Source organism: Serratia sp. Ser99, from assembly GCF_024519545.1.
Classification (GTDB): domain Bacteria; phylum Pseudomonadota; class Gammaproteobacteria; order Enterobacterales; family Enterobacteriaceae; genus Serratia; species Serratia liquefaciens.
Map to the genome: position 1 here is coordinate 71,219 of NZ_JALJRT010000008.1, position 24,392 is coordinate 95,610.

General features: G+C 51.0%; 19 protein-coding genes, 3 tRNA genes and 1 pseudogene. 13 read left to right on the top strand and 10 right to left on the bottom strand.

Annotation, left to right across the window (positions count from 1 at the left end; genetic code table 11):
- The first annotated feature begins 104 nt into the window (after positions 1-104).
- Entirely contained in the window at positions 105-389 is a 285-nt protein-coding gene (gene rplY / locus NR114_RS16565; RefSeq protein WP_020827785.1) for a 50S ribosomal protein L25, read from the top strand.
- A gap of 84 nt (positions 390-473) precedes the next feature.
- Here the strand turns inward: rplY and yejK are convergent, their stop codons facing one another.
- Positions 474-1,484 (bottom strand): nucleoid-associated protein YejK, encoded by a 1,011-nt coding sequence (gene yejK / locus NR114_RS16570; protein WP_020827786.1) that lies wholly within the window; start codon positions 1,482-1,484, stop codon positions 474-476.
- A 304-nt stretch (positions 1,485-1,788) separates the two neighbouring features.
- Here yejK and NR114_RS16575 point away from each other — a divergent pair, with 304 nt between their 5' ends.
- The 5 genes and pseudogenes from NR114_RS16575 (at position 1,789) to NR114_RS16595 (ending at position 8,045) form a co-directional block, all read left to right on the top strand.
- A complete protein-coding gene (locus NR114_RS16575; protein WP_020827787.1) occupies positions 1,789-2,016 on the top strand; it encodes a YejL family protein in 228 nt (75 codons plus the stop codon).
- 9 nt (positions 2,017-2,025) lie between these two features.
- A complete protein-coding gene (yejM, locus tag NR114_RS16580) occupies positions 2,026-3,807 on the top strand; it encodes an LPS biosynthesis-modulating metalloenzyme YejM (protein ID WP_234528941.1) in 1,782 nt (593 codons plus the stop codon).
- A gap of 78 nt (positions 3,808-3,885) precedes the next feature.
- Positions 3,886-3,962: transfer RNA gene (locus tag NR114_RS16585), tRNA-Pro, on the top strand.
- A 1,688-nt stretch (positions 3,963-5,650) separates the two neighbouring features.
- Positions 5,651-6,484 (top strand): annotated as a pseudogene (locus NR114_RS16590) (recombinase); the annotation flags it as partial.
- A 397-nt stretch (positions 6,485-6,881) separates the two neighbouring features.
- Entirely contained in the window at positions 6,882-8,045 is a 1,164-nt protein-coding gene (locus NR114_RS16595; protein WP_234528940.1) for an acyltransferase, read from the top strand.
- A gap of 184 nt (positions 8,046-8,229) precedes the next feature.
- Here NR114_RS16595 and NR114_RS16600 read toward each other — a convergent pair.
- The 4 genes from NR114_RS16600 to NR114_RS16615 all read right to left on the bottom strand — a co-directional run bounded on the left by NR114_RS16600 (position 8,230) and on the right by NR114_RS16615 (position 10,359).
- Positions 8,230-8,305, bottom strand: a tRNA-Thr gene (locus NR114_RS16600).
- Between the two features lie 6 nt (positions 8,306-8,311).
- Positions 8,312-8,399 (bottom strand) — tRNA-Ser (locus tag NR114_RS16605).
- A 156-nt stretch (positions 8,400-8,555) separates the two neighbouring features.
- Positions 8,556-8,885, bottom strand: coding sequence for an osmotically-inducible lipoprotein OsmE (gene osmE / locus NR114_RS16610; protein WP_041414766.1), 330 nt, complete (start codon positions 8,883-8,885; stop codon positions 8,556-8,558).
- Between the two features lie 67 nt (positions 8,886-8,952).
- Positions 8,953-10,359 (bottom strand): PepSY domain-containing protein, encoded by a 1,407-nt coding sequence (locus NR114_RS16615; RefSeq protein ID WP_234528939.1) that lies wholly within the window; start codon positions 10,357-10,359, stop codon positions 8,953-8,955.
- Positions 10,360-10,527: 168 nt separating this feature from the next.
- On the opposite strand from NR114_RS16615, the gene NR114_RS16620 reads away from it, so the two are divergent.
- Positions 10,528-10,968 carry a DUF2946 domain-containing protein gene (locus tag NR114_RS16620; protein ID WP_185959379.1) on the top strand — a complete coding sequence of 147 codons (441 nt, stop codon included), beginning with the start codon at positions 10,528-10,530 and terminating at the stop codon, positions 10,966-10,968.
- A 60-nt stretch (positions 10,969-11,028) separates the two neighbouring features.
- On the opposite strand, the gene blaSPR is transcribed toward NR114_RS16620, so the two are convergent.
- Positions 11,029-11,925: an SPR family subclass B3 metallo-beta-lactamase gene (blaSPR, locus tag NR114_RS16625; protein WP_234528938.1), complete on the bottom strand. Its 897-nt coding sequence runs from the start codon at positions 11,923-11,925 to the stop codon at positions 11,029-11,031.
- 79 nt (positions 11,926-12,004) lie between these two features.
- Between blaSPR and NR114_RS16630 the strand changes: the two genes are divergently transcribed.
- Complete coding sequence (locus NR114_RS16630; protein WP_256824842.1) at positions 12,005-12,907, top strand: LysR family transcriptional regulator; 903 nt, start codon at positions 12,005-12,007, stop codon at positions 12,905-12,907.
- A 6-nt stretch (positions 12,908-12,913) separates the two neighbouring features.
- On the opposite strand, the gene NR114_RS16635 is transcribed toward NR114_RS16630, so the two are convergent.
- Positions 12,914-13,381, bottom strand: a complete 468-nt coding sequence (locus tag NR114_RS16635; RefSeq protein WP_020827796.1) for a nuclear transport factor 2 family protein — start codon at positions 13,379-13,381, stop codon at positions 12,914-12,916.
- A 112-nt stretch (positions 13,382-13,493) separates the two neighbouring features.
- Between NR114_RS16635 and NR114_RS16640 the strand changes: the two genes are divergently transcribed.
- Complete coding sequence (locus tag NR114_RS16640) at positions 13,494-14,072, top strand: TetR/AcrR family transcriptional regulator (protein WP_234528937.1); 579 nt, start codon at positions 13,494-13,496, stop codon at positions 14,070-14,072.
- Here NR114_RS16640 and NR114_RS16645 read toward each other — a convergent pair.
- Together NR114_RS16645 and ompC are read right to left on the bottom strand one after the other, a co-directional pair.
- Positions 14,066-14,482, bottom strand: a complete 417-nt coding sequence (locus NR114_RS16645) for a VOC family protein (protein ID WP_115058432.1) — start codon at positions 14,480-14,482, stop codon at positions 14,066-14,068. The genes NR114_RS16640 and NR114_RS16645 overlap by 7 nt on opposite strands.
- Positions 14,483-14,636: 154 nt before the next feature.
- The gene (ompC, locus tag NR114_RS16650) at positions 14,637-15,767 is read right to left on the bottom strand and encodes a porin OmpC (protein WP_122079884.1); all 1,131 of its coding nucleotides are present in this window, start codon (positions 15,765-15,767) and stop codon (positions 14,637-14,639) included.
- 721 nt (positions 15,768-16,488) lie between these two features.
- Between ompC and NR114_RS16655 the strand changes: the two genes are divergently transcribed.
- From NR114_RS16655 to rcsB, 4 genes are read left to right on the top strand one after another with little or no spacing between them, the layout of a single operon-like run.
- Positions 16,489-16,893 (top strand): DUF4186 domain-containing protein, encoded by a 405-nt coding sequence (locus NR114_RS16655; protein WP_174574468.1) that lies wholly within the window; start codon positions 16,489-16,491, stop codon positions 16,891-16,893.
- 54 nt (positions 16,894-16,947) lie between these two features.
- Entirely contained in the window at positions 16,948-18,102 is a 1,155-nt protein-coding gene (locus tag NR114_RS16660) for an MFS transporter (protein ID WP_122079886.1), read from the top strand.
- A 22-nt stretch (positions 18,103-18,124) separates the two neighbouring features.
- Positions 18,125-20,827, top strand: coding sequence for a phosphotransferase RcsD (gene rcsD / locus NR114_RS16665; RefSeq protein WP_020827802.1), 2,703 nt, complete (start codon positions 18,125-18,127; stop codon positions 20,825-20,827).
- Positions 20,820-21,470, top strand: a complete 651-nt coding sequence (gene rcsB / locus NR114_RS16670; protein ID WP_004947156.1) for a response regulator transcription factor RcsB — start codon at positions 20,820-20,822, stop codon at positions 21,468-21,470. Before rcsD ends, rcsB begins: the two co-directional genes overlap by 8 nt.
- 50 nt (positions 21,471-21,520) lie before the next feature.
- Here the strand turns inward: rcsB and rcsC are convergent, their stop codons facing one another.
- On the bottom strand, positions 21,521-24,391 hold the full coding sequence (gene rcsC / locus NR114_RS16675; RefSeq protein WP_020827803.1) for a two-component system sensor histidine kinase RcsC: 2,871 nt from the start codon (positions 24,389-24,391) through the stop codon (positions 21,521-21,523).
- Between the last annotated feature and the right edge of the window lies 1 nt (position 24,392).

Here is a 24,392-nt window from a genome sequence, read left to right on the forward strand (position 1 = left end):
AATGCCGCCCGCTTTGCCTGGGTTCGCCCGGTGCTAAAGCAGGTTATCGAACTTGCTACTGGGTCGCCTGTAGCAGGGTAAATTTTCTTTTAAGAGAAAAAACAATGTTCACTATCAATGTAGAAGTACGTAAAGACCAGGGTAAGGGTGCGAGCCGCCGCCTGCGTGCAGCAAATAAATTCCCAGCTATCGTTTACGGTGGCGAAGAAGCTCCAGTTTCCATCGAGCTGGACCATGATTCTGTTAAGAACATGGAAGCTAAAGCAGAATTCTACAGCGAAGCTGTAACTCTGGTTATCGACGGTAAAGAAACCAAAGTTAAAGTTCAGGCTGTACAGCGTCACCCGTTCAAGCCGAAGCTGACCCACATCGACTTCGTTCGCGCGTAATCGCAACGTATTCGAGCTTTTCGGGACGCCGAAGTAGAAAACGCCGCAATTGCGGCGTTTTTTATTGTCTGCGATCCGGCGAAATTATTTGTTGCCACCGCCCAAACGACGTTGCAACTGATCGCGCAGGTTCGGCGGCGTGCCTTTAATGGTTAGCGTGTCGGTCGCCGCATCCCAGAATACACGTTCCCCCAGCAGCATGGCGTCAAAGTTCATGCTGATGCCGCCGCCGCTGCCGGCAAACTTGGTTAACTGACGCAGCGTACCGCGATCGGCCGGGAAGCTGTCTTCCAACTGATAGCCCTGCTCGCTGGAAAACTGCAGAAAATCTTTCTCGCCCACCGGCGCAATCTCTTTCGACAGCTCCTGCAGCTCAATCTCTTCGCCTGCCTGCAGCTGTTCGTTGCAATAGCTGTAAACCTGCTGGCGCACCGACTGGCGCTCATTTTTATCCAGCTGCGCATCAGCACAATAATCGTCAACCGCCTGCAGCAAGCCGCGGTTCTGAGCCTTGGTGTCCAGCCCTTCCGCCGCCGCCAGGAAGTCCATAAAGAAATCGGAAACCTTACGGCCCACACGTCCACGCAGGAAGGTCAGGTAACGGGTCGATTCCGGATTGGTTTCCCACTCGGTCAGATCGATACGCGCGACGATGTCGGCGTGGTTGATGTCCAGATAATGGGTGGTGTTGATATCCAGCTCTTCGTTAACGCGCGAACTGTTGCGGCTGTTGAGGACCGCAATCAATAAATACTCCGCCGCCAGATAACGGTACTGGCCAAACAGCACCACGCCACCTTCGGCGAACGGGTACTTGGCCAGCTCATCGCGCAGACGCCCGGTCGCGGCACGGCTGAAAGCCAGAAAGTCTTTGTCTTCCTTGCGGCAGGTGCGCAACGCGTCCGCCAGTTCACTGCCCTCATTGAACAGGCCGTAAGCCTTGCTCTTGGCGCTATAGACACGATGCAGCTCTTCCATCATCTCTTCTACCGCCGCATTGGTGGGCAGCAGAGTATCGCGCAGCACCACGTCCAGCGTTTGTTCGTCACGTTTGATCAACTGGTGCAGAGCAATCTGGTCGATATCCAGACTCATGGTAAATCCTCCTGTTCTTTTAGCGCGTATTCAAACACTGAAGGCCCCTGCGCTGCAACTTTAAAGCAGTGTTCAACCCGTCGACGATCAATATATTTCCACCATCCATACAGGCGCTAAATACCTCGATTCACCGACGTATTACAGGCTATACACCGGCAATCGCGCAGAATCCTTGACGGGGGAACGCAGGTGCCCCCGCCACGCTACGGTTTGAAAGACAAAGGGAATCGATAAAAGAGCAGAAAATCACTGTCCTATACGGTAAGATATGGGACTTTGTCAGGCTTTGAGCGCAATTTTTATGCCACAATCATCCCGTTACAGTGACGAACACGTTGAACAACTGCTCTCCGAGCTGGTTAATGTTCTGGAAAAACACCATACTCCCACCGATCTGTCTTTGATGGTGCTGGGCAACATGGTGACTAATTTGATCAATACCAGCGTTGCTCCAGTTCAGCGGAAAACGTTGGCAAGATCGTTTGCAGAAGCCCTGCAAGCTTCTATTCGTGAAGATAAAGCGCATTAATAATTACTTATGGTGACAAACCGTCAGCGTTATCGTGAAAAAGTCTCCCAGATGATCAGCTGGGGGCACTGGTTCGCCTTATTTAATATCCTGCTCGCCCTCGGGCTGGGTAGCCGCTACCTGTTTGTCACTGACTGGCCCTCTTCCCTGTTGGGCCGGGTTTATGCCCTGGTCAGCTTACTGGGGCATTTCAGCTTTATCGTTTTCGCCGGCTACCTGCTGGTTATTTTCCCGCTCACCTTTGTGGTGATGTCGCAGCGGTTGTTGCGATTTATCTCCGCCGCGCTGGCCACCACCGGCCTGACGCTGTTGCTGGTCGACAGCGAGGTCTTTACGCATTTCCACCTTCACCTTAATCCGGTGGTGTGGGAACTGGTGGTCAACCCGGATCAAAGTGAGCTGGCGCGCGACTGGCAGCTGATGTTTATCTGTGTGCCGGTGATCTTCCTGGTGGAGATGCTGTTTGGCACCTGGAGCTGGCAAAAACTGCGCAGCCTGAACCGCCAACGTTTCGGCAAGCCTCTGGCGGTGCTGTTTATCAGCGCCTTCTTTGCCTCGCACCTGATTTATATCTGGGCCGATGCCAATTTCTATCGCCCGATCACCATGCAGCGGGCGAACCTGCCGCTGTCGTATCCAATGACCGCGCGTAAATTCCTTGAGAAACACGGCCTGCTCGATTCGCAAGAATATGAACGTCGGCTGGTGCAGCAAGGGAACCCGGAAGCCGTTGCGGTGGAGTATCCCCTTAGTGATCTTAGCTACGGCGACAAAGGCAGCGGTTATAATCTGCTGATGATCGTGGTAGACGGCGTTCGCGAACAGGATATGAAGCAGGATATGCCAGCCCTCACCCGCTTCGCGCAGGAAAACATTCGTTTCGGCGATCACTACAGTTCCGGTAATCATGCGGATACCGGCCTGTTTGGCCTGTTCTACGGCATTTCTCCGACCTATCTGGACAGCATTCTTGCCGCGCGCAAACCTTCCGCTCTGATCAGTGCGCTAAGCGCCCAGGGTTATCAATTTGGTTTGTTCTCATCCGACGGCTTTAACGCCAGCCTGTATCGCCAGGCGCTGTTGACCGATTTCACACTGCCGGCACCTGCCCAACAAAATGATTCGGTGACTACGCAACAGTGGCAGCGCTGGTTGGCCGATCAGAACAGCAATGCCCCGTGGTTCTCTTACATCAACTTCCGCGGTGCAGAACCGGTAGCCAATGATAAAACACTGGCCCCGGCTGACTTTATTCAACGCTACCAAGCCGGTGCGCAGGATGTGGATACGCAGATTGCCCAAGTGCTCAACACGCTGAAAGAGCGTGGCGTACTGGATAAAACCGTGGTGGTAATCACCGCAGAGCACGGCGTTGAATTTAATGACACCGGTAAAGGCTATTGGGGCGCAGGCAGCAGTTTCAGCCAGCAACAGTTGCAGGTACCGTTGATTATCCACTGGCCGGGTACGCCAGCGCAGACCATTAATAAATTGACCGGCCACAACGACGTGATGCGGACCCTCATGCAGCGTTTGCTGCACGTAAAAACCGCCCCGAATGATTATTCGCAGGGGGAAGACCTGTTTACTGCCCAACGCAGAAACAATTGGGTAGCAACCGGTGATAACAGCCTGTTGGTGATCACCACCCCAACGCAAACTCTGGTATTGGACAGCAGCGGCAACTACCGTGCGTACGATAAAAATGACAAAGAGATCAAAGACGAAAAACCGCAGCTCGCTCTGTTGCTGCAGGTCTTGACCGATGTGAAACGCTTTATCGCCAACTAATTGCTTAAAATACAATCAGTCAGGTGAATTCACTCTTGCTTTGAATCGGGGAACAGGTAGTATTATTTTCCATAGCGTCGGCATGTAGCGCAGCTTGGTAGCGCACCGTCATGGGGTGTCGGGGGTCGGAGGTTCGAATCCTCTCATGCCGACCAAAAATCCTTAGAGAAACCAACCCTTTGCGGTTGGTTTTTTTTTAACAAAATCTTCAATGGTAAAATGGTGATAAAATTGCCGATAAGACCGCCATTTTTACGACGTTAAATTCAGAAGAGCGTGAAGTTATCATCAAACTCATCAGCATGCCATGCTACGCTTTTCATAATCATGATGTAATCGATCCCCCTAGCTAAGTGACACCGGCCTCCCTATCTCAAAGATGAAGGCATCATCGTATGTCTTATCTAGCCAATAACCACCGCCACATTCTTTTGGCCGTTGAATGAACATTACTCTTCCAAGGGGAATGTAATCCCGCATTTCTCCGCGGTATAAATGTCATAGTCACCGTCTTTGCAACCCATACAATCCTCACGCAACGACTGCTCATACACACATATATAAACATGGCAAAATCATTGCGCGATGATAAATTTACACGGTGAATGATATACTGCTGATAGGCAAAGAAATAAATATGTTCGGGACCTCTCCCGGCCTTATTACTACTCCCTGGCTCCCTCCCCTTGCTCACTTGATGCCAGTTTCGCCACTCTCAGGCTCTGGAAAATTCAATATTAACTGTGATTCATTTTAAATTTAATAAAGATAAAAACACATTTAGAATACCCAGAAAGCTCAAAAGACCATCGGAATCGCCATCATAGACTGTCTATTCGCGGTAGCACATCAGTTGAAGGAGGCAAGTAGAAACGGGACTTCGGGGGTTACGAGAAAGTCCGAATTACTGGCTTCAAAGGTGGAGTAAACGCGCTACTGATGTGATAATCTTTTCTGTGTTTAGACTTGATAACAGGATTTATCATGAAAAATATTTTTCAAGACACCTTTTTGGGCTTCAAAGAAGGAAGACTAAAAAGGCTACGTTATTTCTTATATACTCTCGTTTCATATATTTTCTTAATTATTGCTTTCTATAGCTTTATCAGCAACCCTAAATCAATGTCAATTATCTTTGTTTTTATTTTAACACTCATAATTTTCATGTATTTAAGTATCTTGTTCTTAGCCAAGAGATTTAGAGACATGGGGCTTCCCCCATTAATATCCTCATTAATCTACTGGGCATTCTTCTTCGTTCTATCGTATTTTTCAAGAGAGGATATATATTATGCCATCGCGGCTATTATATCTTTGGCCATATGTTTATCACCTTCGAATTCATTCGCGAAGTAGCCTGTTCGGGTATAACTTACAACAACGATATCTAGTATAAATTGCTGGAATTTCTCCAGGCACTGCTGCCACTCCTTGTTTTATTTGATAGGTGCTAGTGTTTTCACCTGGCACCTTTTCTTGACCTCCCGGTTCGGTTACCTCTGACTGTTAAGGTTCCTGAATAACTTCGCCTTCCAGCCATGGTATGAACTCCGCCTCGTCACCACCAGGCACCTCTACACGTAAATCAATCCAGCGACCCGCAGGGATATCGATTGGTGCCCCCACTTCATATTTGCACCTGATCATCGCTTCTTCAAGGTAAGGAGTTATCAAACGGTCTACCGTGGTTAGGGCTTGTTCTTATCCCCCTTCAAATCTGCTAATCAATCCACTATTTCTTTCCTTTTATCTCGCGTAGCTGATTTTTTAGATTCACCCTTCACGCGATCAACACATTCCATTTCCCAGAAGGTAATTGACCCTGACCCAAAATCCTGCTCCATTTAGAAACAGAATTCCGGCATGCAATATCGAGCTGGAACACGTCAACGCATATATAAAGGAATACCACGCTGATTCATCTGCAAACGTGCGAAACCGGAAAGTCAGTTTTCTGAAGAAGCTGTTCAGCTATGCGGTCGATGAATCATTGATGCTGGATAATCCAGCCACCCGTAAGAAAGTGCGCCGGGTTGAAGAGAAGAAAAGACTGCGTTTGTCATTCGACAATTTTATGGCCATTCGCAGAGCAGCAGCCCCATGGTTAAGAACGGCCATGGATTTAGCATTACAGACAACGCAAGCCAGGCTTGAAGTTTCCCGGATCCGTTATTCTATCCGTGAGCCTAAAAACGGTGTCTGTGGTTGCGTTTGGTTAGAACAGCCGTTAAATGGCATTCACGGTACCCTCTATATCCACCGCCAGAAAGTGCAGAAAAAAGAGGCCTCGCATGTAGCGATTCCGATCGGGGATGAGTTGAAGCGAATTATTGGCGGCAGTCGAGACAATATGGCCAGCCCGTACATAGTACACCGCATACCAGAACGTAACGTAAAACGCAGCAAAGAAGTCGCGCACCCTACCCAGGTAACACCTGAATATCTTAGCCGTTCATTTTCAAAGCTTCGGGATCAGTTTAGGTTATCCGATCATTTGGAAATGGAAGAACGCCCGACATTCCACGAGATCCGGGCATTAGCCGCACACTTGTTCGATAACCAAGGGATAGATCCACAGGGCCGCATGGCTCACAGTGATGGAAAATCCACGAAAATTTATGCCCAAAACTATATCGATTGGGTGGTAGTTCCCCATGGTGAAATCAAAACAGGGTAATGGTAAAAGTGATGATAACCTATTGATGTACATAGGCAGACTTTTGCGAGAAATGCACTGTTTGTATGAACAGCCAAAACAAAGGAGATACAGTCGTGGCGGGGCTTTCAGCGGTTTAGTATCGGTGTCATGGGGGGGAGGTCGGAGGCCGGAGATTCCAATCCGCTCATGCTGACCAAAAAATTCTTAGTGAAACCAACCCCTTGCGGTTGGTTTTGTATATCTATCGCCTCGATAAAGTTCTTCTAAAAAAACATTTTAAATCGACTCAACAGACCTATATTCAGATTTTACCCCGATAAACGTTCTCAATTGACCATGCTATACTGAAAAACTAACAAAAATTCACCTCAGTATGGGTAATTGCTAATGAAATACCGTTCAGAGAGGCTCATCAATGCAGCCGGTTAAAAAATGGTCACAGGAGTTGGAGGGGTTGCGCGGTCTCGCCTCCCTCTGGGTTGTTTTGGGTCATATTTGTATTCTAACCAGTTTCCATTTTCCAATCCTTTCAGATCCAGCAATCGGTGTTGATTTGTTCATTTTGCTCTCTGGATACCTAATGGCAAAAAACTATGTTGAGCGAAAAGACAAAGAGCTGTGGACCGACAGTGCAACCTTCAAAAAGTTTTGGCTCCGCCGCTTCTTTCGTATCGCCCCGCTTTACTACGTGCTTTTGATTGTAGCCATTGGGTTTGGTAACTATTTCGGTGAAGCACGCGAGATTATTGGTCATTTTTACAGTGAAACTCAAACCAACAGTTCGCGTTACAGTGATGCTTCATTCTTGAACGTATTCACCCATGTCACGTTTTTGTTTGGTTTCCTGCCAAGTTTCTCATTTAATACCGTGCTACCTGACTGGAGTATCGGCCTGGAAATGCAGTTTTATTTCCTGTTTCCCTTCATTATGCTAGCCGTAATGAGATTGGGCTTTGCCGGTGCGTGTTTCGCAGTCATTCTTCTTTGCGCAGCAGCCAAATACCTATTCCCCAGTTATTTTGCGGCTTTTCCAATGCCCTCAATGATTCTGATTAAGTTGCATCTGTTTGTTGCTGGTATGTTTATCGCTGAAGCCATACGCAGAAAGAGTATGTGGTATGTTATCTTTGCGTTAGTTTCTGCCATCGCTAGCATCGGTATCTATATGCAAAATGACCTGCGAGCATCCCACTTGTTAGCCCAGATAGGCATGATTTTAATGATGGCAACCATCCTTTGGCCTCGGAACCAAGACAGCACGTGGACAAACTTATTACGCCTCCCGCGCTGGATACTAACGAACAAGTTCAGCGTGTACATGGGGGATGTTTCCTACTCCGTGTATTTGCTGCACTTGTTAATCGTACTCCCCGTCGTCGCTTTCCTGCTGTCAAACACCCAATTTGCTGGCTTGCCCTCCGTCGTACGATTTATCGCCGCCGCCGCTATTATCCTCCCTCTCACTTATGGGATCGCGTCGCTACTGTATAAGTTTATCGAGAAGCCAGGAATTAAACTGGGTAAGAGTGTGATTAGTCGCAGTGAGGCCAAGAATCGTGGCTCAGTAGTCGCTGACTGAACCCGAAAAAATCAGTTTGTACAAAAAAGTAAACCCGGCCGTTTGTGCCGGGTTTTTTATTGTTATCAGTAAAACTGACATAATACATATGCAGATATACATCGGCGAGCCAAAACGAAAAACCCCAGTAACCGTTAAGATTACTGGGGTTCGTGGGCGTGATTAAGCGCCTGTACTGCTTATATGGTGCCGGCTACCGGAATCGAACTGGTGACCTACTGATTACAAGTCAGTTGCTCTACCTACTGAGCTAAGCCGGCTAAATTTGGCGGAAGGACAGAGATTCGAACTCTGGGAGCTGTTACACTCGACGGTTTTCAAGACCGTTGCCTTAAACCACTCGGCCATCCTTCCAATGGGCGCAGATATTAGCGCTACCGTTATGAAATGTCTATCGTTTCATGAAAAAAAATGCAGGAAAAAGTGCGTTTGCTTAAACTTCAAGCCGCTAACGGTTAAAAAATGAAAAACCCCGCAAAAGCGGGGCTGGATTGCTCACTTAATCGGGGATTATTTAGGCTGTGAGTCGTAATCAGAACAGGTCTGATAGCCTTTGTTCATCACATGTCCGGTATCGCTGTAGCTCACAAAATAGGTTTGCACTTTCCCGTCACGCGGCGCTACCGCATAGGTATCGCAAGTCCCCTGAGCGTGAACCAAAGTCGCCGTGGTTGACGGTGGACCGGCAATGGCACGAACCTGCTGTTTGGTCATCCCCACTTTGACATCACTGACCACAGGCTCCTGAACGTAACTGGCGGCCCTGTCATAAGCCGTACAGCCGGCAAGAATAGAAAATGTCGCTGCTGTGCAAACGGCTAAAATCAGCTTGTTCGTCATGACTTGTCCTCTTGGAGTACGTTTGTTGTACTCTAAGTCTAGAAGAGGAAAGGCTTTTCTACAAATTTCACTTTGTCGATAGGTGCGGTTTACGCCGCCGCGTAGCCAGATACCACAGCAAATCACACAGCAGAAACATCAGTAAACTGACGCCCATCACCGGTAAACAAAAGCCCAGCAGCAGCGTCAGGCAGACAATCAGCAACAGCGGCCCTTTTGGCGTTTTGCGCAGCAACATAAAGGGGGAACGGGCTGGTTTACGTACCACTCGCGTTGGCCGACCTCGCCACCACATCAGGTACCCCATCACCACCATCGCCACCAGCCCGGCGGCAAAAACCACCAGCACCAGCTCATTGACCAGGCCAAACAGGACGCCCATATGCAAATCGATTCCCCAGCGCGTTAATTTCGCCGCGAGCGGGTATTGTTCAAAACTGACGCGATCGGTAATGGCCAAGGTTACGGGATCGATAGCAACAGCATCAACCTGCGTCGGCCAACGGCGATCGATCTCCATGACCGTCCAGGCCTGCCCCGCCATCGCCGGCTGCTTGATTTCAACCCTGGCGGCGTCGATACCGGCCTGCCGTGCACCGGCCAGGGCCCTGTCATACATGGCGCCATCCTGAGGCGGTTCCGCCCTGACCATCATATGCTCATGGTGTTCCGCATGATCGCCGGCAGGTACAGCGTCCTGCCCGTTAATCGCCGTCGACAGCGAGGGCGTCGACCAGCCGAATTGCTGGCGCAGCACGCTGATATTCTCCCCAGCCCACTGTGACCAGGTCAGCCCGGTGGCAGAAAAGAACAGCAGGCCGACCAGCAGCAGTACGCCACTTTTTTCATGTAACCTGCGTAAACCACCACGCTGACGCGTTACCTTCTTACGCCTGCGCGCCCCCCAGAGGATCAGCCCCCCCAGCGCGGCAATCCATAGCCAGGAGGCCGCCAGCTCGCTGTAATTGCGCCCTACATCCCCCAGCAACAGACTGCGGTGAAATTGGTCCAGCCAGGTGCGCAACGGCAATACGCCGCTGGTACCATAAACCGTCATTACGCCGTGCGTCTGCGCCGTAACCGGATCAACAAACACCGCCAAACGTTCCGAAGCCTGAAGCCCTGCGACGTTAAACAGTACCCGGGTATTCTCGCCCTCTGTCGGAGAAGGACGCACCGCCGACAGAGAGGCTTTTGATGGCGCTATCGCCTGAGCGGCCATAATCTGCTGTTTTAACGGCAGTGCCGGACCGGTACTGTCGTTATACAACTGCGGGGCATAAAGCCGTGATTCAATTTGCGGCGTCAAGGCATAAAATATGCCACTCAATGCCGCAATAAGTAAAAACGGCCCAACAAAAAAACCAATATAAAAATGAATCCGCATAGCCAACGGAATAAACCAACTACGAGTGGTCACCTGCGGGTTAATATTCTGCGCAGCAGCAGGCAACGCAATATTGCGTTCAGACATGATAAGTCATCCGTGGTCAAATGGAATTACCCGGAATCTACCCGAATTAAATTCATTTAACAAACAGATTTCTTCTCTGTTTAGCTTAATTCTCATCAATGTTACAATAGTGGAACAACTGCTGACATTGTCATTCCTTTACGCTTCAACCCTGTAAGGACGCTCCTGGTGAAACTGTCAATTCAACATATGCGCACGCTGGCCTGGCTGGGCCTGTTCGCTATGTTGATGATATTCATCGCGCCATCAATCTCCACCCATCTTGCAAAAAATAGCATGGATAACAGCGAGATGACTGGCATGCCCATGAGTGCGGAGCATGCTGGACACAGGACAATGATGAGCCAGAACCTCGCCGATAGCCCGTTGGCAGGGCACAACATGGCGGACATGAGCACCGGCGACTGTTTTAACTTCTGTGGCTACTGCAGCCTGTTTCATCATAGCCCGCCACTGGTCATTTTGCCGTCAGCACTCCCGGCGATCAATATTCAACGCGCGCCATCCCTTATTCAAAATCTTTTTCACATTATTATCCCCTCTGCCTTTCCGCCTTATCAAACCCGGGCACCACCTTTCATCCTCATTAATTTTATTAAATATATCTAAACCACACGCCTTATTTTATTGGGTAGGGTTAATTGCGCCAAAATAAAATAGAAAGATAACTTAATCTTTACTTTGCTGCTGTTTTAACTGCGTCTCAAAAGCCCGTTGAGACTGTTGCACATATTGCTGTAGCCCCAGCCGATCGACAAAAGCATCCCGATCGCCAGCCTGAATTCGCGCCATTTTATTTTCCAGATCGAAGCGCGTTCCCTTATTAGCGATAAAAATATCCGCGTGCTGCTGGGCCAAAAGCCCAAAGCTGCTGCGGATGTCCTGCACCAGACTCGGGTAGTTTTTGTTATCGACCAGATAGTAGTCCGGGGTTGCCAAACTGTCGGCATAGACCAGCCGATAGGTTTTCCCACTCTGCCGCAGCGTGGTCGTCCATGAAGTGGCGCCAGGCAAATGCCCCGGCGTCATTAACGCCGTAAATTTCAGCCCGCCCAAAGTAACGCTATCCCCTTGCCCGACGATAATGTCGGCCTTCACCGCTGGAAAACTCAGCGCATCCCCCAAGGCAAAATCCTGTTTTCCTCCCCGTGCCAACTGTTGGGCATTGGCGGCGCTGGCAACCACTTTCGCTCCGCTCCAGGCTTTCAAACGAGCGATGCCTCCAGCCTGATCGAGACGAGCATGGCTGTTAAGAATGAAGCGCAAATCCTTGATGTTGAAGCCCAATGCCTCAATATGGGATTTTATCACCGGTGCACTGGCATCTAACCCCGCGTCAATAAGAATCAATCCTTCCGGCGTGCTGAACAGCACGGAAGAAAGGTTGCGTGTGCCGACATAATACACCTGAGGGAACATCTGGAATGGCGCCACCGGCTGCGCCCATTGCTCAAACAGTGAATATGGCGGCGCGCTGGACAACGGTTGCGCAGGATCGAGCTGTGCCTGAGCGTTAAAGCACAGTGAGAATGTCATAGCCATCAGATAACCCATGTTTTTTTTCATGTTTCAGCTCTACGGGGAAAAACAGGGCTGAAGTATACTCAGCCTAATATTGAAGCGTATTCAATTTAAAAGGCTATTAATGAACATTCTGCAAATGGACATGAACCTGCTGAAAGTGCTCTACCTGTTGACCAGCACCGGATCCAGCCAGAAAACGGCGGATAAGCTCGGCATCAGCACTTCTGCCGTCAGTCACGCCCTGGCCCGCCTGCGTGAGGTGCTGGATGAGCCTCTGTTCCGGCGGGAAGGGCATCGCCAGGTGCCGACGCTGTTTGCCCTGTCGCTTAAAGAAACGCTAACTCCCTTGTTCTCTTCGCTGGACAGTGAATTGTTCGGCCATGTGCCGGACGCGCCACGGCATTTCCCCCTGGTCGTCCCGCCGGCACTGCATCCGATCTTATTGCCGTTGCTGGCGCAGAAGAGCACGCTCGCCAATGCCGATATCCGCTGCCAAAATTTTGAGCGACGCTCATGGCGCACTGAGCTGCTGGAAGGCGCGGTAGATATGGTGATTGCCGTTGGCGATCACCAACAGCGCACCAGCGCGCTGCGTTATGAGCTTATTGGCAGCACCCGCCTGGTGGCGGTATTCGGATCGCCGTTGCGCCAGGTATTAGGTCACAAAAGCGGGCTGACATTTGGTGAACTGGCAGACTACCCGCACTATTACTGCCATCCCTGGCCACAGGCAGAGAACGAACTTGACCGTCAGTTGGAACGCCAGGGTTTACAACGCAGGATCCAGCTCAGCTGTGCCGATTACGCGCAGTTGCCACCGGTACTGCGCGCAGCGCCACTGATGGCGGTAGTTCCGCAACCCTGGTTCAATGCACAGCAGGACAAGCAGGGACTGTACGCCCTGCCGATCCTAGACGACCTGGCGATTGGTTATCTGTTTTCACACTATCGCCAGGGTGAAATCGAGTGGAAAAAACGGCTGATCTCCTCTCTCCATGCGGAACTCAAACCCTATTATCACTAACGGCAATCAGAAGCCAAACTCGCTCAGGGCCGCAATATCATCCGGGCGGCGACCGAGCGGCCAGTGGAATTGCCGATCCTGCTCGCGGATCGGCATATCGTTGATGCAGGCGTGTCTGTTGATCATCTGGCCATCCGTATTGAACTCCCAGTTCTCGTTACCAAAACTGCGGTACCAGTTGCCGGAGTCATCACGCCATTCGTAAGCAAAACGCACTGCGATGCGCGCCCCGTCAAATGCCCATAATTCTTTGATCAGCCGATATTCCAATTCCTTTGCCCACTTGCGTTGCAAAAAAGCGCAGACAGCCTCACGGCCATCGACAAACTCCGCCCGATTACGCCAATGGGTATCGACCGAATAGACCTGTGCTACCCTTTCCGGATCGCGGCTGTTCCAGGCATCTTCCGCCAAACGGACTTTCTCAATCGCCGATTCACGGGTAAAGGGCGGCAAGGGGGGTTTAATGCTCATAGCTTACCTCGGAGGTTAAATTGATGTAGACAGATTTGTCTACATCATTAAGCTAGCGCATGTAGACAGAGTTGTCTACAATCATTGAAATCGATGCTCAGGAGATATTTCAATGTCCGCTCCCCCTCAGGTTCTTCCCCCACGCCAGCGTATCCTGCTGACTGCCCACGATCTGTTTTACCGCGATGGGGTGCGAGCGACCGGTATCGATCGCATCATTAGCGAATCTGGCGTAGCAAAAGTGACCTTTTATCGCTATTTCCCCAGCAAAAACGAGTTGATTGAGGCGTTTCTGGCTTACCGCCATGAGCAATGGTTGAGCTGGTTCAGTCAGTCACTGGCACAGTATGTCGAGCAGTTCGGGGATGTCTTACCTGCCTTGGTGCCTTGTCTTGAGGAATGGTTTAGCGATCCGCACTACCGCGGCTGCGCTTTTATCAATACGGCGGTTGAACTGGCGGATATGTTGCCGGAAAGCCTGGACATCGCCCGCCGACACAAGCAGCAAATGGCCGAGGAGCTCGCTCGCTATCTGCCCCTTGGCCCGAAGCGAGAACAACGGGCAGAGATGCTGGCGATGCTGATTGACGGGGCGATCGTCAAGGTGCAAATAGAGCAGCAACCGCAGAATGCCTTATTGCTGCTGAGGGAAATGCTGAACTCATTAGCCAAAGTATGGGGTGATCAGTAATTCGCCCAAATCCCCGGCGTCACCAGTTCCAGCAGGTGGCCATCGGGATCGCGGAAGTAGATGCTCTCACCGCCGTGATCCCAGCTCATCCGCCCTTCTATCTCGATCCCCTGAGTCGTCAGATGTTGCTCCCAATGCGGCAACTGTTCTTTCGCCACCGCCAGCCCGACATGCAGTGGCCCGCTGCCGTCATGCGGGGGGATATACCCTTCTGGATAATGCGCGCCTTTCAGCGAGTCCCCTTCGATAAACAACAGCAACACGCTTTGTTCACCGACGTTGTAAGCGCGGAAACGCTCGTTCGCCACCATCACCGGCAGTTTTAAAACCTGCTGATAGAATGCAGCGGCGCGTTCGATATCTTTGACGTACAGTACGGTTTCAACCACCCGATTTATGCTGAGTTCCATGCTAACCTCCTGATTTATCTCTGTGTAGAAAGTTTAGGTAAGCCGCAGGATCTCAGAATGGCAATCCGTGCCTCATTCATGCCAATTCGTGCCAAACCGCAGGCAAAAAAAAACGCGGCCCGAAGGCCGCGTGGTGACACTCACACTCTGTTGCTTAGAACTGGTAAACCAGGCCCACGGCAACCACGTTGTCGGTGTTGATCCCGGCAGACTTGGTGAAGTCGTTGTCGTCCAACAGGTTGATTTTGTAGTCAACGTAGGTGGACATGTTTTTGTTGAAGAAGTAGGTCGCACCCAGATCCACAAATTTGACCAGATCTTCGTCGCCGTAATCCTTGCCGTTAGCGGCCAGACCCAGGTTTTTACCTTTGGTTTGGTTATAACCAACGAATGGACGCAGACCGAAGTCAAACTGGTAGTGTGCGTAAGCTTCGATACTTTGCGCCTTGTTGGCATAACCGTAAGCGTCGCTGCTGGTAGAGCCAAAGCGTGCGGCATTGTAAGACTGGGTGAACATCACGGCCAGGTAAGCGTCGTTGGCGTCATATTTCAGACCACCAGAATAACCTTCTGCACGGTCACCACGGCCCATGATGCCACTGTATGCGCCACCGCCGTTTTGCTCGCTGGTACGTTTGGAACTAAAGAAGGCACCTGCAGCGCTGATGCCATAGCCGATGTCGTAGTTCACCGACATGCCGTAGCCGTCGCCGTTCTGATTGAGAACTTCACGGCCGTTGTTAGACTCTTCGCCGCTGCCGTTTTTACCCTGGTACTGCAGAGCAAAGTTCAGGCCGTCAACCAGACCGAAGAAGTCGGTGTTACGGTAAGTTGCCAAACCGCTGGAGCGTTGGAACATGAATTGGTCGGCACCGTAAGTGGAGCCGTCGAACTCAGGCTGCAAGTCGGTATAAGCCGCAACGTCATACAGCACGCCGGTGTTACGGCCGTAGTCAAATGAACCGTAATCGCCAAACTTCAGGCCGGCAAAGCCGTAACGGGTAAAGTTCTTGTTGTCTTGGCTTTCAGCATGGTTGAGGTTTGCCTGATATTCCCATTGACCAAAACCGGTCAACTGGTCGCTGATTTGTGTTTCGCCACGCAGGCCGAAACGCATATAAGACATGTCGCCATCGGAGCCATTGTTGTCAGAGAAATAGTGAAGACCATTGATCTTGCCGTACAGATCCAGTTTATTGCCGTCTTTGTTGTAGATTTCCGCCGCACCTGCGGTGCCTGCAACCAGCAGTGCGGGGACGATCAGAGAAAGAACTCGAAGTTTCATTGTTATTATCCTCGTTTATTATGTCGAGCTATGGCCACTGCCCTTTTGAGCATTATTAGCACGACTGTGCATTACCATTCTGGTAACAAGGGTAATATTAATCCAGAAAGAAAATGATACCAAGTATCCGATAGTGTTTCAGTGTGATTATTAAAGGTTTCCAAATGTAAAATTGAGCGAACTTCCACAAAACATTACAGACATAAAAAATAAGGCACGCAATGACAAAAAACACACTTATAGATATAAAATCATGTAGTTATACAAAAACTTAAGAAAAAAAAGATAGCCATACAAAAGTCACTATCAATAAGCACATTGTGCCAAAAGAATCCCATAACGCTGACGTTATAATAATCCCGCTATCATCATTATTTTCATTATTACCTTCATTATCTGTAAGATAATTTTTTGTACATTCTGTACACTTCAACCGGCTTATGGCCGGTTTTTTATTTCCTCATACTTAGCTCACATTTCATCTTAATTCGCACTTTATGCCAAAAAATAATCACTTGAAGATATTATCCCACCAATTAACTTCCGCACTAATAGCTAATCTTTTCTTCTGTTTTAGACTACTTATTAAGCGCGCTAATTTGGAAAGCATTTTATTGCTTAAATAACTTTCGCTTCGTGCTGCAGGGTTTTGAACCAACAACATTGGTCGCACGGTTGCTATTTTGATAACCTGCACAAAATGCCCCGAAGAAGATGAACCATGCTATTTCAACCCAAAGCGCTATGGCGTCGGCTACAAAGCTCCCCTTTCCGCGCCAAATTTCGTCTGAATCCCAAAGACCAGCTTTATTTTGAAACCAAAGGCTTGCCGCTGATCCTCAGCCATGCACGAGATTTTATCGATCAACGGTTGGCTGCGCCTTTTCCGAACAATGACGGCAAGCAGACCCCCATGCGCGGCCATCCGGTGTTTGTCGCCCAGCACGCCACCGCGACCTGTTGTCGTGGTTGCCTGGCCAAGTGGCATAACATTCCGCAAGGGCAAGCACTGAGCGAACAGCAAAAGCAGTATATTGTGCAGGTCATTGGCCTGTGGCTGGAACGTCGCGCAGCACCGAAGGCCAATGACGGCGCAATTCCTTTCGACCCGGATCGCGGATTGTGATAAAAACATTCCATAACTTTCAGTCCCTCTTCCACAATAGATCCCAAAGCCCACATGACATCCACCTTATGCAATGAACAGCAAAAACCCGGGGTACCGGCTCAGATCGCCACGCGGCTGGCCTTTTTTGTCGCCGGGTTCGGCATGGCCGCCTGGGCGCCCCTGGTTCCCTTCGCCAAAGCGCGCATCGGCATTGATGATGGCTCTCTGGGTCTGTTGCTGCTGTGCATTGGTGCGGGTTCGATGCTGGCGATGCCGCTCACCGGTTTTCTGACCGGCAGATTGGGCTGTCGGCCGGTGATCTTGCTTGCTGGTTTAGCGCTGTGCATCGATTTACCGCTGCTGGTGCTGATGAATACCACCCTGGGCATGGCGTTGGCACTGCTGCTGTTTGGCGCAGCAATTGGCATGATCGATGTGGCAATGAATATACAGGCCGTGGTGGTCGAGCGTGCCAGCGGCAAGGCAATGATGTCGGGCTTTCATGGTTTCTTCAGCGTTGGCGGCATTGCCGGCGCCGGGGGCGTTAGCATCATGTTGTGGCTGGGACTCTCCCCTCTGTTAGCGACCTGTGTCACCGTATTGACCATCGCGGCGTTGCTAACCGTAGCCAGCCGCAATTTACTGCGCGAAAGCGGCGGTGAAGAAGGTGGACCGATGTTCGTCGTGCCACGCGGTTGGGTGATGTTTATCGGCATCCTGTGCTTTATCATGTTCCTGGCGGAAGGGTCGATGCTCGACTGGAGCGCCCTGTTCCTCACTACCCTGCGTGGGGTTGACCACAGCCAGGCCGGATTAGGCTATGCGTTGTTCTCCATCACCATGACCCTCGGCAGGTTGAACGGTGACCGCATCGTCAACGCCCTGGGCAGATATAAGGTTTTGCTGCTCGGCAGCCTGTGTGCCGCTATCGGTCTGAGCATGGCGATTGTGTTCGATAATGCCATGGTCTCGCTGATCGGGTTTATGCTGGTAGGGTTGGGTGCCTCTAACGTGGTGCCGATCCTGTTCAGTGCCGCAGGCAATCAACATGATATGCCGGCCAATCTGGCTATCGCCTCGGTGACTACCGTAGGCTATGCCGGCATTCTCGCCGGGCCGGCGTTAATCGGCTTTATCGCCCAGTTCTCCAGCCTGACGGTAGCCTTTGCCTGCGTTGCCGTCTTACTCCTGGCTGTTACCGCCAGCGCCCGGGCGATAACCCGTTGATTCAGGAAATGCGCAGCCAACTATGCAAAACAAACAACTGACCATTAGCTCAAGCAATATTACCCGTTGCTTCCTGCTATTTGCCGTGCTGCTGACGATTGCCATTGGCCTGTACGGCTACAACTATACCAACGCCTGGCTGGCGGAGAAAAAATATGCGCTGAACAGCATCGCCAATGGGCTGCAAAAGCGCATCGACAACTATCGCTACGTCACCTATCAGATCTACGATAAATTCGGCAATGCGGCCTCCCTGAACGTCGATCCCAGCCTGCAAGAGACCCGACTGCGGCCAGACGTTTACTATCTGGAAAAACCTCACAAGAAAACCGACGCGGTGATTTTCGGCAGCCATGAAGAAAGCACATTGGCGATGATCGCCAATATTTCAGACTATCTGGATGCCCGCTGGGGGGCCAAGACCGAAAATTACGCCATGTATTACCTTAATGGTCAGGACAACAGCCTGAGTCTGATCACCACTCAGCCTTTAAAAGAGTTGGCCTCTCGCTTCAAGGAAAACTACCTGACGACATCGGCGGAAGATCGTCGCGCCGAAATGCTGCAACAGGCAAATATGCTCGACGAGCGCGAAAGCTTCTCCGCCTTACGCAAGCAGCGTTTCCAAAACGCCTATTCGTTTTCAATCCGTACGACCTTCAATCAACCGGGGCATCTGGCCACGGTGATCGCCTTCGATTTGCCGATTAACGATATCATCCCGATTAATATGGCGCGTGCCAACTTTATGCTGCTGCCCGATAACAGCAATCTGGACGATGGAACTCTGCCGATTGAAGGCACCACCAACGCCGGTATAACGATGAGTGGCAACTGGGTCGACTTCACGGCCTCCTTGCCCAACGCACCGCTAAAAGTGGTTTATCGGGTTTCCGCCATCAGCCTGGCGATCGACCTGCTGCGTAACAATATCTGGTTAATCGCCATCAATCTGTTGCTGTTGGCGCTGTCGCTGGCAGGCATCTACTTTATTCGTCGACAATACATTCGCCCTAGCGAGAACATGGCGGTTGAACTGGAGGCCGAACGCGCGCTGAATCAAGAGATTATCGCCAGCCTGCCTTCCGGCCTGCTGGTGTACAACTTTGCCAGCAATACGGTGATCGCCAGCAATAAGATTGCCCAACATCTGCTGCCTCACCTGAGCCTACAAAAAATTGCCCATATGGCCGAACAGCACCACGGGGTGATTCAAGCGACGGTCAACAATGAGGTGTATGAAATTCGCATTTTCCGCAGCCAGCTCTCAGCGGAAACTTACCTGTTCCTGTTAAACGATCAGGACAAGGAAGTCATGGTCAACAAGCGGTTGCAGCAGGCACAGCGCGAGTACGACAAAAATGTACAGGCACGCAAACTGATGCTGCACAATTTGGGGATCGAGCTCAACCAACCGGTGCGCCAAATGCACGATCTGGCCGATCGCCTGCGTACGCAACCGGATGAAGAACAACAGCAAGCGCTGCTAACAGAGTTGACCGCACAATCGTCTTCGGTGCTGGGCTTGATTGAAAACATCACCCTGCTCACCCGGCTGGAAACTCAGGACTGGCAACCTTCGCGCCACCCGTTCAGCCCCTCGACCCTGATAGATGAATTGCTGCGCGAGGCCCTGCCTTCCATCAATCAAAAAGGACTGTCGCTGTTCAATCATTTCCAGCTTGATGTCGAGCAGCAATACATCGGTGACGCTAACGCGCTACGCAAGGTGATCTCGCTTCTGGTGCATTACGCGATTATCACTACCGCCTGCGGCAAGATTTCTCTGGTGGTTGATCATGAACCCGAGCACCCCGATCGCCTGGTGTTCCACATCAATGATACCGGCTCGGGTATTTCCAACGAGGAAATCAGTAACCTCAACTATCCGTTCCTCAGCCAGACGCTGGTGGATCGCTTTAATCATGGCTCCGGCCTGACCTTCTTCCTGTGCAACCAGCTGTGCAAGAAACTCAACGGCCAGTTGGATATTCGCAGCAAGGTCGACATCGGCACCCGCTACACCATTCGCGTGCCGATGGAAATGGAGAAAAAGGAGACGGAAGCGCAGGAAAAACTGCTCGACGGCGTAACCGCCCTGTTGGACATCACGTCCGAAGAAGTGCGCGGCATTGTTACCCACTTGCTGCACGCCTATGGCGCGAGCTGCATCATTGCCGATGAACGCCAGATTAACCGCGACTACGATGTTTTGCTGACCGACAATCCACACAGGGCTGACGATTATACCCTGCTGCTGACCAGCGATGAGGCCGGATGGCAACAGCTTGAGAAACGCTATATTCGAGTAAACTATAACCTGAGTGGCGCAATGATAGACGCCGTGTTGATGCTGATTGAGCAGCAAATGGCCGCCCTGGAACAGCCGGAAAGCCCGCTTTCGCTGACCGCCGACGACATCCAACTCTATGAAAAACAATTGAAATCAAGTGATTACTATGGCCTGTTTGTTGATACAGTACCCGACGATATCAAAAAACTGTATACTGAGGCGGGCAGCAGTGATTTCAATGCTCTGTCACAGACAGCACACCGCCTGAAAGGCGTGTTTGCCATGTTAAATCTGCTTCCCGGCAAGCAACTGTGTGAATCGTTAGAACAGCACATCGCAGACGGTGATGCGCTCAAGATCGAGAATAACATCAGTCAGATTGATTTTTTCGTCAGCAGACTGCTGGAGCAAGGTAGCCAACAACATGAATAACCTGAACGTAATTATTGCTGATGACCATCCTATCGTACTGTTTGGCATCCGGAAGTCACTTGAGCAAATTGAATGGGTGAATGTCGTTGGGGAGTTTGAAGACTCAACAGCACTGATCAACAACCTGTCCAAACTGGACGCCAATGTACTGATCACCGACCTTTCTATGCCAGGCGATAAATATGGCGACGGCATTACGCTGATCAAATATATCAAGCGCCATTATCCACAGTTGTCGATCATCGTTCTGACCATGAACAACAACCCGGCGATTCTGAGCGCCGTGCTAGATCTGGATATCGAAGGTATCGTGCTGAAACAGGGTGCGCCTACCGACCTGCCGAAAGCGCTGGCCGCATTGCAAAAAGGCAAGAAGTTCACGCCGGAAAGCGTCTCCAAACTGTTGGAGAGGATCAGCGCCAGTGGTTACGGTGACAAGCGCCTGTCGCCAAAAGAGAGCGAAGTACTGCGTCTGTTCGCCGAAGGTTTCCTGGTGACCGAAATCGCCAAGAAACTCAACCGCAGCATCAAAACAATCAGTAGCCAGAAAAAATCGGCAATGATGAAGCTGGGTGTCGAGAACGATATTGCACTGCTCAACTACCTCTCTTCCGTCAGCATGGCACCGCTGGACAAAGAGTAAGCTTCCCGGTAGTTAACGAGGGCGCGGCATAATGCTGCGCCCTTTTGCTTTCAGGCGTTTTCCGATTCGGCACGCATGTTACGCACCTGCAGGCTGTAATACGCCAATGTTTGCTCCAGCGTTTCCAGCGTCACCGGTTTCGACAAGCAGTTATCCATCCCCGCCTCAATACAGCGCTGTTTCTCTTCCGCCAGGGCATTCGCCGTCACACCGATCACCGGAGAGGTAAAGTCCAACTCACGCAGACGCTGAGTCAGGTGATAACCATCCATGTTCGGCATATTGACGTCAGTCAGCACGATGTCGACGGTGTTACGACTGAGTACATCCAACGCATCGACCCCATCATTGGCCGTCACCACCTGGTAGCCCAGCGAGCTAAGCTGATCGGACAGCAACCGACGGTTGATCGGATGGTCGTCCACCACCAGTAAATGAATATCACCGTTGTCGATCAAGCTAGCCTTGGCCGGCAACGGCAATTGTGCCAGGGTATTGCCGCTTTCACCTTGAGTGCCAAACAGCCGGTTAAGCAGCACCAGGGTTTCACGCGGCGTAGAGGTGCTGTGCATCCAGTAACCCGGGCGCGTTTCCTGCGACGGGCCGATGTGTTCAATGGAAAATTGGATCTGCGCCAGCAGCGGCGTGCTAATCATCAACGGGTGATCGCTGAGCATGACTTCGCCTTCGGCGGTGTCCTGCCCCTGATGGCGTAATACCGTCGCACCATAACCGCCCAGGATCTCCATCAGGTAACTTTCCAGCCGCTGGTTGCGAATATCCAGCCACAGCGTTTTGCCCTGCCAGGTATCGCTCGGCTGCGGGATCGGGAACTGGGCGCTAAACAGAGGAATACGGATGGTGAACAGGCTACCTAATCCCGGTTCGGATTCAACGGCAATGTCGCCGTCCATCATGTTGATCAGCTTCTCGCAAATCGCCAGCCCCAGTCCGGTACCCTGGAAATGGCGCTGCACACCGCTGCCCACCTGGAAGAACGGGTCAAACAGGCGGGTAATTTCTTTCTCAGGAATACCGACTCCGGTGTCCCGAACGCTGAATTCCAGATAATTGCCACGGGTGCAGACCTGCAGGATGATGCAGCCGGTATCGGTGAACTTAATGGCATTGTTCAACAAGTTGGACAACACCTGCTGCAATCGAACTGGATCGCCGGAAATGCGCTCAGGCACGTTTTGCTCGATAAAGCAGTACAGCCCCAACCGCTTCTTCACCACCAGCGGTAAATAGTTGCCGGCGATGTGGGTAATCACCTCCAGACAGGAGAACTCCCGCGGTTCAATCTTCAACTGCTCGGATTCAATTTTCGAGAAGTCCAGAATATCGCTGATGATCTTCAGCAGCAGCCCGGAAGAATTGTTCATCGCATTGACCAGTCGATCAACGCCCTGCGGCAACGCCTTGGTCTGCAGCAAATCGAGGTTGCCGATAATGCCGTACAGCGGCGTACGTAATTCATGGCTAACGGTCGCCAGGAACATCGATTTCGATTGGCTGGCCTGTTCCGCGGCGGCGGCCATCTCTTGCAGCGATTCTTCCATTTTCACGCGGGCGCTGACATCTACCAGCACACAAATCGCCACATCCTCATTACGATAGCGAGAATGAACGAAGCTGATCTGCAGGTTATTATTATTACTGGTCATCACATCGACAAAATTCACCTGCTGTTCGCAGATGATACGTGTAATGCGGTCACGGTCTTCGTGGGTCAGTAAGTTGATGTAATTGTGCGCCAGTTCGTTACTCAGAATGTTGGTTCCGTCGCTGATGCGCAGAATACAGATGCCCACCGGCGCCGAGGCGACAATTTTGCGGTTAAACTGCTCATGTTCTTCCAGCCGGAAGGCGTTATCCTCTGCCGGCAGGAACATTTTTCGCTCAAACAGCCAGGCCAGCGTAAACAGCACAATGGCGGACAGCAAGTTCAGCAGTACCGCATTGAGAATCAACATCTTGAAACGCTCGACCACCGTCTTCACCGGCACCGCATACACGATGCTGAGCGATGACGGCGGCAACGCCTTTTTCATTATCAGGTCGTGGTAATTATCGACATAACCAAAGTAGGCCTGATCGGGCGGATAGCTGTCGGGCGCTTGCGCATTGCGCTCACCATCCGCCAGTTGCAGTATCGGTTCGTTGTTTTCGTCCAGCAAGGTCACAGCAATGGGCAAGTTGCCGGTAGTCACGAAGTCTTCCAGACGTATAGTCTGCTCTATGCCCAGCAACGCCTCCAGCTTGGAACCAATATAGATTGGCGTCAGCACATACAAATAGCCGACATCCGGTCGCTGCTGGCTTGGGCTGATCCAGTACAGGTTATTGTCTTTATCCTGGTACTTAGCGTTGCGATATTTAAGGATACGCTCATGCAGGGTTTTCAAGGCCTCTGCGCGGTTAGCCACGCCGCTGCTGCTGCCGAACTCTGCCATACACAGGCTATCGCCACCGATGAAAAATACCCGGTTGAGATCGTAAGCCGCGACGAAGTTCTCTTTCCAGTACTGGATCAGCCCGCTCAACGCATTGAGCGAGTTGCGATAGGTGGTATTAAGTGAACAGTTAGACTCAGGATACAGCGGGAAAAACTCCGGCGAGCTGGTCTTGCCGGGAAAAATGCCGCTGAACATATCCATACTGCTGACCGAGCCATTGAGGCGGTTTTCTGCCATATATTTGATATCACGAATGATATCGGCCGAATGACGGATATAGCCCTGTGCCTGATCAAAATTGAGATTGTAGTCCTGGCGGATGTCAGACTCTTTCTGATGCAGAATATTCAGGATATAGAAAGTGGTGAGCAACGCCCCCAACGACCACAGCATTATCGCCAGCACCCGGAACAGATAGCGGGAAATCTTTAACGTGGTGCGAAAAGAGGCTAAATATTTCAAT